Source organism: Pseudomonas sp. UBA6753 (assembly GCF_002453565.1).
GTDB lineage: Bacteria > Pseudomonadota > Gammaproteobacteria > Pseudomonadales > Pseudomonadaceae > Aquipseudomonas > Aquipseudomonas putida_Z.
The window spans coordinates 447,511-460,001 of record NZ_DKHD01000032.1; the positions used below are offsets into that span (position 1 = coordinate 447,511).

General features: G+C 63.0%; 14 protein-coding genes. 8 read left to right on the plus strand and 6 right to left on the minus strand.

Features of this window, described 5'->3' with window-relative positions:
- The 5 genes from B2790_RS13765 to B2790_RS13785 are packed head-to-tail and all read left to right on the plus strand — an operon-like array spanning position 1 to position 5,083.
- Positions 1-1,755 carry a bifunctional alpha/beta hydrolase/class I SAM-dependent methyltransferase gene (locus B2790_RS13765; RefSeq protein ID WP_286918997.1) on the plus strand — a complete coding sequence of 585 codons (1,755 nt, stop codon included), beginning with the start codon at positions 1-3 and terminating at the stop codon, positions 1,753-1,755.
- A complete protein-coding gene (locus B2790_RS13770) occupies positions 1,756-3,087 on the plus strand; it encodes a phosphatase PAP2/dual specificity phosphatase family protein (RefSeq protein ID WP_286918998.1) in 1,332 nt (443 codons plus the stop codon). It abuts the gene before it with no gap.
- Entirely contained in the window at positions 3,084-3,515 is a 432-nt protein-coding gene (locus B2790_RS13775) for a hypothetical protein (RefSeq protein WP_286918999.1), read from the plus strand. Before B2790_RS13770 ends, B2790_RS13775 begins: the two co-directional genes overlap by 4 nt.
- A 10-nt stretch (positions 3,516-3,525) precedes the next feature.
- The gene (locus tag B2790_RS13780; RefSeq protein ID WP_196182061.1) at positions 3,526-4,149 is read left to right on the plus strand and encodes a lysophospholipid acyltransferase family protein; all 624 of its coding nucleotides are present in this window, start codon (positions 3,526-3,528) and stop codon (positions 4,147-4,149) included.
- Between the two features lies 1 nt (position 4,150).
- Complete coding sequence (locus B2790_RS13785; RefSeq protein ID WP_015271818.1) at positions 4,151-5,083, plus strand: phosphatidate cytidylyltransferase; 933 nt, start codon at positions 4,151-4,153, stop codon at positions 5,081-5,083.
- Positions 5,084-5,101: 18 nt separating this feature from the next.
- Here the strand turns inward: B2790_RS13785 and B2790_RS13790 are convergent, their stop codons facing one another.
- The 3 genes from B2790_RS13790 to B2790_RS13800 all read right to left on the minus strand — a co-directional run bounded on the left by B2790_RS13790 (position 5,102) and on the right by B2790_RS13800 (position 6,205).
- Positions 5,102-5,509, minus strand: coding sequence for a type II toxin-antitoxin system HicB family antitoxin (locus tag B2790_RS13790; protein WP_003258416.1), 408 nt, complete (start codon positions 5,507-5,509; stop codon positions 5,102-5,104).
- Positions 5,506-5,733 carry a type II toxin-antitoxin system HicA family toxin gene (locus B2790_RS13795; RefSeq protein ID WP_075046392.1) on the minus strand — a complete coding sequence of 76 codons (228 nt, stop codon included), beginning with the start codon at positions 5,731-5,733 and terminating at the stop codon, positions 5,506-5,508. Before B2790_RS13795 ends, B2790_RS13790 begins: the two co-directional genes overlap by 4 nt.
- 196 nt (positions 5,734-5,929) lie before the next feature.
- Positions 5,930-6,205 carry a metal/formaldehyde-sensitive transcriptional repressor gene (locus tag B2790_RS13800; protein WP_075046393.1) on the minus strand — a complete coding sequence of 92 codons (276 nt, stop codon included), beginning with the start codon at positions 6,203-6,205 and terminating at the stop codon, positions 5,930-5,932.
- A 70-nt stretch (positions 6,206-6,275) separates the two neighbouring features.
- On the opposite strand from B2790_RS13800, the gene dmeF reads away from it, so the two are divergent.
- Together dmeF and B2790_RS13810 are read left to right on the plus strand one after the other, a co-directional pair.
- Positions 6,276-7,217 (plus strand): CDF family Co(II)/Ni(II) efflux transporter DmeF, encoded by a 942-nt coding sequence (dmeF, locus tag B2790_RS13805; protein WP_075046394.1) that lies wholly within the window; start codon positions 6,276-6,278, stop codon positions 7,215-7,217.
- Positions 7,218-7,313: 96 nt separating this feature from the next.
- Entirely contained in the window at positions 7,314-7,658 is a 345-nt protein-coding gene (locus B2790_RS13810) for a cupin domain-containing protein (protein WP_003258412.1), read from the plus strand.
- 152 nt (positions 7,659-7,810) lie between these two features.
- On the opposite strand, the gene B2790_RS13815 is transcribed toward B2790_RS13810, so the two are convergent.
- From B2790_RS13815 to B2790_RS13825, 3 genes are all read right to left on the minus strand, one after another.
- On the minus strand, positions 7,811-8,533 hold the full coding sequence (locus tag B2790_RS13815; RefSeq protein ID WP_075046395.1) for a CatB-related O-acetyltransferase: 723 nt from the start codon (positions 8,531-8,533) through the stop codon (positions 7,811-7,813).
- Positions 8,534-8,749: 216 nt separating this feature from the next.
- The gene (gene mmsB / locus B2790_RS13820) at positions 8,750-9,637 is read right to left on the minus strand and encodes a 3-hydroxyisobutyrate dehydrogenase (protein ID WP_075046396.1); all 888 of its coding nucleotides are present in this window, start codon (positions 9,635-9,637) and stop codon (positions 8,750-8,752) included.
- 10 nt (positions 9,638-9,647) lie between these two features.
- On the minus strand, positions 9,648-11,174 hold the full coding sequence (locus B2790_RS13825; protein ID WP_075046397.1) for a CoA-acylating methylmalonate-semialdehyde dehydrogenase: 1,527 nt from the start codon (positions 11,172-11,174) through the stop codon (positions 9,648-9,650).
- A gap of 132 nt (positions 11,175-11,306) precedes the next feature.
- Here B2790_RS13825 and B2790_RS13830 point away from each other — a divergent pair, with 132 nt between their 5' ends.
- Positions 11,307-12,257 carry a LysR family transcriptional regulator gene (locus B2790_RS13830; protein WP_025340665.1) on the plus strand — a complete coding sequence of 317 codons (951 nt, stop codon included), beginning with the start codon at positions 11,307-11,309 and terminating at the stop codon, positions 12,255-12,257.
- The last annotated feature ends 234 nt before the right edge of the window (positions 12,258-12,491 follow it).

The window sequence follows — 12,491 nt, forward strand, 5'->3', positions numbered from 1 at the left end:
ATGCGCCAAGCGCAAGCGCTGCACTTCTCCACCCATGACGGCGTCGAGCTGCACTACCGTCACTGGCCTGCCACCCGTAACCAACACCAACCACGCCGGGCCGTGGTGATGTTCCACCGCGGCCACGAACACGGCGGGCGCATGGCCCACCTGGCCGATGAGCTGGATATGCCGGGCTACGATTTCTTCGCCTGGGTTGCCCGCGGCCACGGCCAGTCGCCGGGCGCGCGCGGCGACAGCCCGGGGTTCGCCACCAGTGTGCGCGACGTGCAGACCTTCATCGAGCACATCCAGGCCCGCCATGGCATTGCCGAACAGGACCTGGTGGTGCTGGCGCAAAGTGTCGGGGCCGTGCTGGTCGCCACCTGGGCCCACGACTACGCGCCGAAGGTGCGCTGCCTGGTGCTGGCCTCGCCAGCGTTCAAGGTCAAGCTGTACGTGCCGTTCGCCCGCCCCGGCCTGAAACTGCTGAAGGCCCTGCGCGGCAACTTCTTCGTCAACAGCTACGTAAAGCCTCGCCTGCTCACCCACGACCCCGAACGGGTCATGTCGTATGTGGCCGACCCGCTGATCAGCCGGCCGATTTCGGTAACCATGCTGCTCGGCCTGTACGAAGCCGCCGACCGGGTGGTGGCGGATGCCCAGGCCATCCAGCTGCCGACCCAGCTGCTGGTGTCCGGTGCCGACTTCGTGGTCGAACGCCAGCCGCAGGAACGCTTCTTCGAACGCCTGGGCAGTGCGCGCAAGGAAATGCACATCCTGCCAGGCTTCTTCCACGACACCCTTGGCGAGCGTGATCGGGCCCATGCCTTGCGCCGTATCGAGCGGTTCGTCGAACATTGCTTCGCCAGCCCCGCCGCCCTGCCGTCACTGCTCGATGCCGACAAGACCGGCGCCACCTGCGCCGAGGCCGAAAGCCTGGCCGCACCGCTGCCGCGCAACTCGCCCCGCGACCTTTACTGGCGTGCCACCCGCGCCGGGCTGCACCTGGGCAAGGGGCTGTCCGAAGGTGTGAAGCTGGGTTTCGATACCGGTTTCGACTCGGGCAGTACCCTGGACTACGTGTACCGCAACCAGCCGACCGGCAAAGGCAAGCTCGGCCGCCTGATCGACCAGAACTACCTCGACGCCATCGGCTGGCGTGGCATCCGCCAACGCAAGCTGCACGTAGAGGAACTGCTGCGCCTGGCCATCGCCCGCCTGCGCGAACAGCAGCGGCCGGTGCACATCGTCGATATCGCCGCTGGCCATGGCCGCTACATCCTCGAGGCCCTGCAGGAACTCGAACAGCTGCCGGACTCGATCCTGCTGCGCGACTACAGCGAACTGAACGTGCAGCAAGGCAGCGCACTGATTGCCGAAAAGGGCCTGGCCGACATCGCCCGCTTCGTCCAGGGCGATGCCTTCGACCGCCAGAGCCTGGCCACCCTGGAACAACCACCGACCCTGGCCGTGGTCTCCGGGCTGTACGAACTGTTCGCCAGCAACCAGTTGGTAGGCAACTCGCTGGCCGGCCTGGCCGATGCGCTGGAAGATGGCGGCTACCTGGTCTACACCGGCCAGCCGTGGCACCCGCAACTGGAAATGATCGCCCGCGCCCTCACCAGCCACCGCGGCGGCGAGGCCTGGGTGATGCGCCGCCGCAGCCAGGCCGAAATGGACCAGCTGGTAGAGGCGGCGGGGTTCCGCAAGCTGGCCCAGCGCATCGATGAATGGGGCATTTTCAGCGTCTGCCTGGCGCAACGGGTGCGCTGAATGAGCCCATCACGCGAGCCCGGGCTGATCCGCCGGGGCGTATTCTGGCTTCTGCTGCTGGGGCCGCTGTTTTTCCTCAGCTACGGGCTGGCGAACAACCACACGGCCGGGCGCAGTGATGTCGGCAGCCTGGTGTTCGGCTGGGAAAGCCGCATGCCGTTGTGGCCGTGGACGATCATCCCGTACTGGTCGATCGACCTGCTCTACGGTTTGTCCTTCCTGCTGCCGCGCACGCGCCAGGAAATGGACCGGCACGCGCTGGCGCTGCTCACCGCGCAGCTGATCAGCGTCAGCTGCTTCCTGCTCTGGCCGCTGCGCTTCACCTTCGAGCGGCCGGAACTGGGCGGGGTGTTCGGCTGGATGTTCGATGTGCTGATGGGCTTCGACAAGCCGTTCAACCAGGCGCCTTCACTGCATATTGCCCTGCTGGTGATCATCTGGACGATGTTTGCCCGGCACGTACAACGCCAGCCCTGGCGTTGGCTGATGCATGGCTGGATGGCACTGATCGGGGTGTCGGTGCTGACCACCTGGCAGCACCATTTCATCGACGTGCCGACCGGGGCATTGGCGGGGTTCGTCTGCGTCTGGTTGTGGCCACATCAAGGGCAGCTGCCCTGGCAGCAGGTGCGCCTTGCGCGGGATGCCAAGCGTTGGCGGTTGGCGTTGTTCTATACAGTGGGTGGGCTGCTGTGCGCAGTGCCTGCCGTTGCGTTGGGCGGCGCCTGGCTGTGGTTGACCTGGCCGGCCGTGTCGCTGGCCTTGGTGGCGCTGAACTATGGCGTGCTCGGTGCAGGCGGGTTTCAGAAAGGCGCCGATGGGCGCTTGTCGAATGCGGCCAGCTGGCTGCTGGCGCCGTACTTGGTGGGGGCGTGGGTCAACTCGAGGTTGTGGACCTGGCGACACCCGCAGGCGGATGAAGTGTGTGATGGCGTCTACCTCGGGCGGATTCCTGGGTGTGGTGCGCAGTTCGCTGCGGTAGTCGATTTGTGCGCGGAGCTACCGTGTCATGTTCAGGACAGCGCTCCTACACAGGTCGCGTCCGCCGTTGGCTACGCATGTTTTCCTACCCTGGACCTGATCGCCCCGGAAAGCCCATTGCTGCACCAGGCCGCCATCGCCATCGAACGCCTGCGCTCCCAAGGCCCGGTGCTGGTCTGTTGCGCCCTGGGCTATTCGCGCAGTGCCAGCGCCGTGGCCGCCTGGCTGGTGCTCACGGGCCGCTGCACTGATGCTCGCCAAGCCGAGGCGCTGATCCGCAAGGCCCGCCCCGGCGTGGTCCTGCACAGCGCACACCGCCAGGCCTTGCAACAGCTAGGGACACAACCATGACGCTGTACGTAGTGGCCAGCCTGCTGGGCCGTGGCAAACAACTGGAACGCCTGTCGGACGGCCTCACCCTGCTGGCCCTGGCCTACGGCCTGGCGCCCTTGCTGGGTGCACAGTTGCAACCACTGGCCAGCCTGCTGTGCATTGCGCTGCTGGTACTAGGCGTGCTGCACAAGTACTGGGCCATTCGCGTGGCCCTGGATGCCGAACTGTTCGCCCGCCTCGCCGCCAGCCGCGACCTGGCGGCGGACACCCAGGCCCTGGACCACGCCCTGGTCGAGCTGAAGCTCAAACCGCAGACCACCGATTCCCGCGCCTGGCCTGCACGCAGCCAGGCCGCGCTGGCCCTGTTACGCCGCCAGGCAGTGTGCCTGGGCCTGCAGCTGTCGCTGGCCTTGGCTACCCTGCTGACACTGCCTTTGAAGGGATGACTACCGATCCATGCTCGCCGACCTGACCGCCTACCTCATCACGTCCGCCGCCCGCCTGATCACCGGCGCCCGCGCCCTGTGGCTGGGCTGCACGCCGCTGCCGGTGCAACGCCTGTATTTCGCCAACCACAGCAGCCATGGCGACTTCGTACTGCTGTGGGCCTCGCTGCCGCAACCGCTGCGCAAGCGTACCCGTCCGGTAGCCGGCGCCGACTACTGGGCCAAGCCGGGCATTCGCGACTTTCTCATCCGCAAGGTCTTCAATGGTGTGCTGATCAACCGGCAACACAGCGCCGGCCAGGGCAGCCCGTTGCAGCCGATCCTCGAAGCCGTGGCCCAGGGCGACTCGCTGATCTTCTTCCCGGAGGGCACTCGCAATCTCGGCGACGAGCCGCTGATGCCGTTCAGGAGCGGGCTGTACCACCTGGCAGCAGCCAACCCCGAAGTCGAACTGGTGCCGGTATGGATCGCCAACCTCAACCGGGTGATGCCCAAGGGTCGCGCCCTGCCGTTGCCGTTGTTGTGCACATTGAGCTTTGGCGAGCCGCTGCACCTGCAGGCGGATGAAAGCAAGCAAGCCTTTCTCGAGCGGGCCAGCCAGGCCCTGCTGAACCTGGCCCCCAAGGATGCCTGAGATGGACGACAACACCCTTTCCCTGTTCGCCGGCATCGGCGCCCTGCTGCTGCTCGCCAGCGTGATCGGCCGCCTGCTCAAATGGCGCGCCGGCCCGGCACCGCACGCGGTGATCGACAACCTCAACGCCCGCATCAACGCCTGGTGGGTGATGGTACTGGTGATCGGCATCGCCTTCCTGTTCGGCAAGTACGGCGTGATCGTGCTGTTCTACGGCGTATCGTTCTATGCCTTGCGCGAGTTCATGACGCTCACCCCGACCCGGCGCAGCGACTACCCGGCACTGGTGGCGGCGTTCTACGTGGCGCTGCCGGTGCAGTACGTGCTGATCGCCATGGACTGGTACGGGTTGTTCAGCATCTTCATCCCGGTGTACCTGTTCCTGTTGCTGCCGATCCTGGCCAGCTTCGGCGGCGACACCACGCGCTTTCTCGAGCGCGCCTCGAAGGTGCAGTGGGGGCTGATGATCGCGGTGTACTGCGTGTCGTCGGTACCGGCATTGATGACCCTGGACATCCCGGGTTACGAGGGCCGCAACCTGCTGCTGATTGCCTGGCTGATCCTGGTGGTGCAGATCAGCGACGTGCTGCAGTACGTGTGCGGCAAGCTGTTCGGCAAGCACAAGGTAGCGCCCAACCTGTCGCCATCCAAGACCGTCGAAGGCCTGGCCGGCGGCGTGGCACTGGCCACCCTGATCGGCGCCCTGCTGTGCTGGATCACCCCCTTCACCTTCTGGCAGGCCGCACTCATGGCGCTGGCGGTGAACGCCATGGGCTTCTTCGGCGGGCTGGTGATGTCGGCGATCAAGCGCGACCGTGGGGTGAAGGACTGGGGGCACATGATCGAAGGCCACGGCGGCATGCTCGACCGCATGGATTCGGTGTGCTTTGCCGCGCCGGTGTTCTTCCACTTTGTGCGGTATTGGTGGGCGTAGCGAAAGTGAGCCTACCGATCAGTGCGAAAGGGCCAACTCTCGCAGTGCAGCCGACGCCAGAAAACCGGAGCGGGACGCATAGCGATGATCACGCTTCACTTTTTCGTCGATTCGTTGAAGCAGGTTTTCCGGCAGCGTTGCATTGAAGCGAACCGCCTTGCCCAGGTACGGGGTGACATCAAAATCCACAACAGCCCAGACCCCACCTTCATAGTCAGGGTTCGCCACATGGACATCGACTTCCTGTGCCTGCGGCAACGCCTCGTTATCTGCGACCAACCCTTCAAAATGCAGTGCCAGCGCTTCCTGAACATTCTCCAGTGCTTTTGCAACAGTGGCACCGGCGCTGAAGCAACCGGGCACATCGGGTACGGTCACGCCGTAGTCCGAGTCGGCGTCTTTGTGCAATACGACCGGGAATTTCATTGACTACCTCCGTTGATGCTCGTGCTGGCAGTGCCGTTGGCTTGAATCAAGCCAGCCTGCTTCAAGATGCTGCGTACTGTGCCCTTGGGGAGCTCACTCTTGGGATGAGGAACCGTGACTCGCCCCCTTTTTTTCGGGTGCCTGAACTGGTGATGACTACCTTTCACATCAACCTGGTACCAGCCGTCGGCTTCAATAAGCTGGATAACTTCACGACTGCGCATTCATTCTTCCTCGGCAGTCGATGTGTATCATACACACCGAATTGACCAGAACAAAGCGCACTACACACTATGCACACGCGTCGCGACTAGCGGACAGATTGGATGGCAAAGTAAGAACATGCCTTCTGACACGTAGGAAATCAGCAAGTACCATCGGGTACCAATACCCCCCTAGGGTATTGGTGCCGTTGGTCTGCTACTTGAGGTACGACCGCAGCAACGTCGCCACCTTGTCCGCCTCCTCCTGCCGCTCCTCGGCACTCAGCCCGTCCGCCACCAGGTGTTCGCGGATATGCCCTTCCATCACTTCGGCCATCAGCCCGTTCACCGCACCGCGCACGGCGGCGATCTGCTGTAGTATCGCCAGGCAGTCCTTGTCCTGCTCCAGCGCTGTCTCCAGGGCGGCGGCCTGGCCTTTGATCTTGCGCACCCGGGTCAGCAGCTGCTTCTTGCTCTTCAGGGTATGTGCCATTGGGTTTCACACCATGCTAGGTATACTGGGGTATAGTATATTTCTCGACGTTCCGGGAGCATGATAAACCATGGCGACACAAACCTCAGACCGCTGGCAGCACAGCCACCAGTTCCATACCAGCAACCTGGGCGCCGAGCGCAAGACGCGCCTGGCCGTGTGGCTGACCGCGGTGATGATGGTGGCGGAAATTACCGGGGGCTGGTTCTTCAATTCCATGGCGTTGCTGGCCGACGGCTGGCACATGAGCTCCCACGCCCTGGCCCTGGGCCTGTCGCTGCTGGCCTATGCCGCCGCGCGGCGTTATGCCGGCGACCGGCGCTTTGCCTTCGGCACCTGGAAGATCGAGATTCTCGGTGGCTACTCCAGCGCCCTGCTGCTGCTGGGCGTGGCCGGGCTGATGGCATTCCAGTCGGTGGAGCGCCTGCTGGCACCGGGAGCGATCCTCTATGACGAGGCGATCTTCATCGCCGTCGTGGGCCTGGCCGTCAACCTGATCTGCGCCTGGCTGCTGCGTGACGACCATCACCATCACGATCATCACCACCATGGCCACGACCATCACCATGACCATGGCCACCATCACCACGACCTGAACCTGCGCTCGGCCTACCTGCATGTAATGGCCGACGCCGCGACTTCGGTGCTGGCTATCGTCGCCCTGCTGGCCGGCAAGTACTGGGGCGCCGGCTGGCTCGACCCGGTCATGGGCCTGGTCGGTGCGCTGCTGGTGGCGCTGTGGGCCCGCGGGCTGCTGCGCGATACCGGGCGAGTGCTGCTGGATGCGGAGATGGACGCGCCGGTAGTGGAAGAAATCCGCGCGGTGGTCGCGCAGCTGCCGGTGCCGGCCAGTATCACCGACCTGCACGTGTGGCGCGTGGGCAAGGACCAGTACGCCTGCATTCTCGGTCTGGCCGCCCGGGCCGAACTCAGCGCCGACAGCGTGCGCCAGGCCTTGGGCGTACACGAGGAACTGGCGCACATCACCGTCGAGGTCAACCGCCTGGCATAGCGCGACCAGACAGCTGGACGTCGAGCCCAGGCAACTGCGGCTCGGCCGATGGCCCTATGGTGACGAGTCATTCAGTCAGTCACCAGGAGTTGTGCCATGTCCGATTTCATCACCGTCCTGCGCGAAACCTGCCCGACGCCGGTCGTGGACGCCACCAAGTGGAAGCGCATCGGCGGCGATCCGCACACCGTCAACCTCAACGCCTATCTGTCGGCCGACGGCAGCAAGATCATGGGCACCTGGATCTGCACCCCGGGCAAGTTCGAGGTCAACTACGAGAAGTGGGAGTTCTGCCACTTCCTCGATGGCTACTGCATCATCACCCCGGAAGGCGAAGAGCCGAAGCACCTGAAAGCGGGTGATGTGTTCGTGATCGAACCGGGGATGAAAGGCACCTGGGAAGTGGTCGAGACCGTGCGCAAGTACTTTGTCTTCGCTTGATTCATAAGCGGACTTTGCCTGGTCATGTGGGATGCACAATAAATCCCACATGACGCCGCTCAGGTTCAAGCATGATAACCAATGAGTCCGCGAGACGAATAAAATATCCTGCCGCAAGTACAAATAGTAGCCTTTGGCACATCTCCCCTCGACTACGAGCGGTCACTCTTCAAAGGTTTTACACCCTTCTGAGAAAGACAAACGACTCTGTAATTTACTTTGTCTCGTGAGGTACGACTTTCGATAGACCTCAGGAACTTTTCCGGGTCTGCCATATTCAGTTCTCTCAAGGTAGCGGTATCCAAATCCCACCACTCGCTGTCCATGAGCCTGGCAATGATGTCTTCAGCATGTCGATACTTGATGACTTTGGCCGGATTCCCACCGACGATCGCATACGGCGGCACATCACGCGACACCAAAGCCTTGGTCGCGATGATGGCTCCGGTCCCGACCTTCACGCCTGCAAGGACAGTGGCTCCGGCGCCAATCCATACGTCGTGGCCTATCTGGGCAAGCGCTTCATCAGCTCGGTACTCCAGATTTCCTCCATCTTCATACTGAAATGGATGGGTACTTACCCAGGAGGATGGGTGTGAGTGTTTCTCTTGACCAATGACACAATCGGAGCCAATGGAGCAGAATCGACCTATGGAAGATACAAATGAAAGATGGGTACCACTTCTAATATAGGTGTAAGCACCAATTCCGACTTGGGAAGACCGGATTTTTATATGGCCGAGCTGAACATATTCCTCTAGATCAGCACTGGCATATTTACTGAATGTTGATGGCCCGGCAGCAATCTTACCCCCATGAGACCTGACTAGTCGTTTGTAACGAGCGGCTTTGATTGACTCTATTATTTTGAACATGAAGATGGCTCGGGCTTCGCTATCTGGAAACTATAGCAAATTGACATCTTGGGTTGAAGATGCTTGTTGCCTGCGCAAATGTAAGTAAATCCATCACAACACGCGGAATAAATCTGGCCGCCCGGCGGCAAAAAAAAATCGCGGATCAGACGCCCTTCCCTCTGGTGCGCAGTTACAGAGGGAAGGCCGCCTGGCCCGCGATGAAGTCCTCGCTCGTCAATCTTTCTTGCGGTAACCCTCGACGATCGCCGAGAAGTCCTTGCCACCCTCGCCGCGCAGGCTCATGGCCTGGTACAGCTGCTGGGCCACGGCCCCCAGGATCACCGGTTGATGCGCCTGGCGTGCAGCCTCGGTGGCCAGCCCCAGGTCCTTGAGCATCAGCTCGGCGCCAAAGCCACCGGTATAGCCACGCGATGCCGGCGCGGTTTCGATGATGCCCGGCCACGGGTTGTAGGTGTCCGAGCTCCAGCAACGCCCGGTCGAACTGTTGATGATGCCGGCCAGCACCTTGGTGTCGATGCCCAGCGCATTGCCCAGAGCCATGGCCTCGGACACGCCGATCATCGAGATGCCCAGCAGCAGGTTGTTGCAGATCTTGGCGATCTGCCCTGTGCCCACTTCACCGCAGTGCACGATGTTGCGGCCCATCTGCTCCAGTACCGGCTTGAGGGTGGCGAACAGCTCGGTGCTGGCACCGACCATGAAGGTCAGGGTGCCTGCCGCCGCGCCGCCGGTACCACCGGACACCGGCGCATCGCCCATGTCCACGCCCTTGGCCGCTGCGGCCTTGGACACATCACGCGCAGTCTGTGGGTCGATGGTGCTGCAATCCACGGTCGGCGTGCCGGGGCGAATGCCGGCCAGCACGCCATCTTCATTCAGGTACACGCTGCGCACATGGGTAGCAGCCGGCAGCATGGTGATCACCAGCTCGCTGTTGGCCGCCGCGTCCTTGGGCGAGGGGCTGATCTGCCCGCCCAGTTCTGCCAGCTCGGCCAGCACGGCCTTGTTCAGATCGAACAGGTTCAGTTGGTGCCCGGCCTTGATCAGGTTGCGGGCCATGGGTGCGCCCATGTTGCCGAGCCCGATGAATGCGATACGCATGACTCTCTCCTTAGCGCAGGCTGATGGTGGTGTTCACACCGTCGTTGACGCTGTCATCATCGAACCAGCGGGCGGTGACGGTCTTGGTCTGAGTGTAGAACTGCACCACTTGCTTGCCGTACGGGCCGAGGTCGCCGAGCTTGGAGCCACGCGAGCCGGTGAAGCTGAAGAACGGTACCGGGACCGGGATCGGGATGTTGATGCCGACCTGGCCGATGTCGATTTCGCTCTGGAACTTGCGCGCTGCCGCGCCGCTCTGGGTGAACAGGCCGGTGCCGTTGCCGAACGGGTTGGCGTTGACCAGGGCGATGGCCTCGTCGAGGGTATCGACTTCCAGGGTCACCAGCACGGGGCCGAAGATTTCCTGGGTGTACACCTGCATGTCGGTCTTCACGCCCGAGAACAGGGTCGGGCCGATGAAGTTGCCTTGCTCGTAACCCGGCACCGTGACGTCACGGCCGTCGAGTTCCAGCTTGGCGCCTTCCTTGATGCCGCTTTCGATCAGGCCCAGCACACGCTCCTTGGCGCGCTTGGAAACCACCGGGCCCACATCGGTGCCTGGCTCGCAACCGGCATTTACCTTGAGCTTGCTGGCCGCGTCCTTGATATCCGGCAGCCATTCGCGGGCCTTGCCCACCAACACCGCCACCGAGGTGGCCATGCAGCGCTGGCCTGCTGCACCAAAGGCGGCACCGACCAGGGCGTTGACGGTTTGCGTGCGGTTGGCATCGGGCAGCACCACCGCGTGGTTCTTGGCGCCCATCATCGACTGCACGCGCTTGCCGTGCTGGCTGCCCAGGTTGTACACGTGGGTGCCCACTTCGGTGGAGCCGACGAAGGAAATCGCCTTGATGTCCTGGTGGGTGCAAATGGCATCCACCACTTGCTTGCCGCCATGCACCACGTTGAGCACGCCAGCCGGTATGCCGGCTTCCAGCGCCAGTTCGACCAGCAGCATGGTCGACAGCGGGTCTTGCTCGGACGGCTTGAGCACGAAGGTGTTGCCGCAGACGATGGCCATCGGGAACATCCACAGCGGGATCATCGCCGGGAAGTTGAACGGGGTGATGCCGGCGCACACGCCGATCGGCTGGCGCAGGGTATAGGTATCGACGCCGCCGGCAACGTTCTCGGCGAATTCGCCCATCTGCAGGGTGCCGATGGAGGCGGCGTGCTCGACCACTTCCAGGCCGCGGAAGATATCACCTTCGGCGTCGGCCAGGGTCTTGCCCTGCTCGGCACTGAGGACTTGGGCGATGCGTTTGGTGTTTTCGCGGATCAGCGCCTGCAGCTTGAGCATGATGCGCATGCGCGCACCGATCGGCGTGTTACGCCAGGTCTGGAAGGCACGTTGGGCAGCGGCCACGGCCGCGTCGACTTCTTCGACGGTGGCGAACGGTACGCGCGCCAGTACCTCTTGGGTGGCCGGGTTGACGATGTCGCGCCATTCGGTGGTCGTGGACTCGACCCATTGGCCGTCGATCAGCAGCTTGACCTGCTCGATTTTGGTCTGGTTAGGGGATTGCGGTGCGTTCATCTGCGTTCTCCTTGGAATTATTGTCGGGACGAGATCGCCAGCGCCGTGCAAACGCGAGGTGGCGTCCTGAGGCTTGTTTCGAGTATAGATGTGCAAACATCCAACAAGAACGCACAAAAAAACCGGATCATCATGCAAAAAGACCTCACATCCCTGAGCGCGCTCAACTGGGACGACCTGAAGTTCTTCCTGGAAGTGGCGCGTACGCGCAAGGCCAGCAGCGCCGCCAAACGCCTGAGCGTGGACTACACCACTGTGTCGCGGCGCATCAGCTCGCTGGAGGGGGCGCTGGGCACCTTGCTGTTCGAGAAATCCCGAACCAACGGCTTTGTCCTCACCGCCGAGGGCCAGCGCCTGCTGGGCTATGCCGAGTCGATCGAGAGCACGCTGCACATGGCCTGCGAGCAGGTGTCCGGGTCGGGTGTGGCGTTGTCGGGGCATGTGCGCATGGGCTGCACCGAAGGCTTCGGCAGCTTCTTCGTCACCCCGCAGCTAAGCCACTTCGTCGATGCCTACCCGGCGATTTCGGTGGATATCCTGCCGCTGCCGCACTTCATCAGCCTGTCCAAGCGCGAGGCAGACATCGTCATCGCCCTGGAGCGGCCGGAGCATGGGCCTTATGTGTGCTGCAAGCTGTGCGACTACCGCTTGCGGCTGTACGCGACCCAGGGCTACCTGGACAGCCATGCACCGATCAACCAGATCGCGGACCTGGCCAGGCACCCGTTCATCAGCTACGTGGACGACCTGGCGTTCAGTTCGGAGCTGCTGTACCTGGCCAACCTGATCCCCAGCGCCAGCGCGCATTTGCGCAGTACCAGCGTGATTGCGCAGTACACGGCTGCGTTACAGGGGCGTGGGCTGGCGATCTTGCCGTGCTTCCTGGCGGCGCAGGACCCGCGGCTGGTGACGGTGTTGCCGGAGGAGATCGAGGTGACACGGCAGTTCTGGATGTATTGCCGGGAGGATTTGAGGAAGTTGAAGCGGATAACCCTGCTGTGGGATTACATCCGAGGGGTGACGGAGGCGAATGCGCCGCTGTTGATGGGGGAGACCCGGGAGATGCGGTTTGCTCAGGAATGAGGGGCTGCTGCGTAGCCCATCGCCGGCAAGCCAGCTCCCACAAGGTCTGCGCTGGATTCAAGGCATGCGCAGGACCTGTAGGAGCGGGCGTGCCCGCGAACACCGGCGCAGCCGGTGCCAGACACCGCGTTGCCTGCTTCGCGGGCTTGCCCGCTCCCACAGGCACTGTGCTGGATTCAAGACAGGTGCTGTAACTGTGGTAGCCGGCTTGCCAGCGATCACCGGCACAGCCGG

Coding starts and splice junctions, on each gene's coding strand:
- B2790_RS13765 (WP_286918997.1), top strand. CDS start 1: ATGCGCCAAGCGCAAGCGCTGCACTTCTCCACCCATGACGGCGTCGAG.
- B2790_RS13770 (WP_286918998.1), top strand. CDS start 1,756: ATGAGCCCATCACGCGAGCCCGGGCTGATCCGCCGGGGCGTATTCTGG.
- B2790_RS13775 (WP_286918999.1), top strand. CDS start 3,084: ATGACGCTGTACGTAGTGGCCAGCCTGCTGGGCCGTGGCAAACAACTG.
- B2790_RS13780 (WP_196182061.1), top strand. CDS start 3,526: ATGCTCGCCGACCTGACCGCCTACCTCATCACGTCCGCCGCCCGCCTG.
- B2790_RS13785 (WP_015271818.1), top strand. CDS start 4,151: ATGGACGACAACACCCTTTCCCTGTTCGCCGGCATCGGCGCCCTGCTG.
- B2790_RS13790 (WP_003258416.1), bottom strand. CDS start 5,509: ATGAAATTCCCGGTCGTATTGCACAAAGACGCCGACTCGGACTACGGC.
- B2790_RS13795 (WP_075046392.1), bottom strand. CDS start 5,733: ATGCGCAGTCGTGAAGTTATCCAGCTTATTGAAGCCGACGGCTGGTAC.
- B2790_RS13800 (WP_075046393.1), bottom strand. CDS start 6,205: ATGGCACATACCCTGAAGAGCAAGAAGCAGCTGCTGACCCGGGTGCGC.
- dmeF (WP_075046394.1), top strand. CDS start 6,276: ATGGCGACACAAACCTCAGACCGCTGGCAGCACAGCCACCAGTTCCAT.
- B2790_RS13810 (WP_003258412.1), top strand. CDS start 7,314: ATGTCCGATTTCATCACCGTCCTGCGCGAAACCTGCCCGACGCCGGTC.
- B2790_RS13815 (WP_075046395.1), bottom strand. CDS start 8,533: ATGTTCAAAATAATAGAGTCAATCAAAGCCGCTCGTTACAAACGACTA.
- mmsB (WP_075046396.1), bottom strand. CDS start 9,637: ATGCGTATCGCATTCATCGGGCTCGGCAACATGGGCGCACCCATGGCC.
- B2790_RS13825 (WP_075046397.1), bottom strand. CDS start 11,174: ATGAACGCACCGCAATCCCCTAACCAGACCAAAATCGAGCAGGTCAAG.
- B2790_RS13830 (WP_025340665.1), top strand. CDS start 11,307: ATGCAAAAAGACCTCACATCCCTGAGCGCGCTCAACTGGGACGACCTG.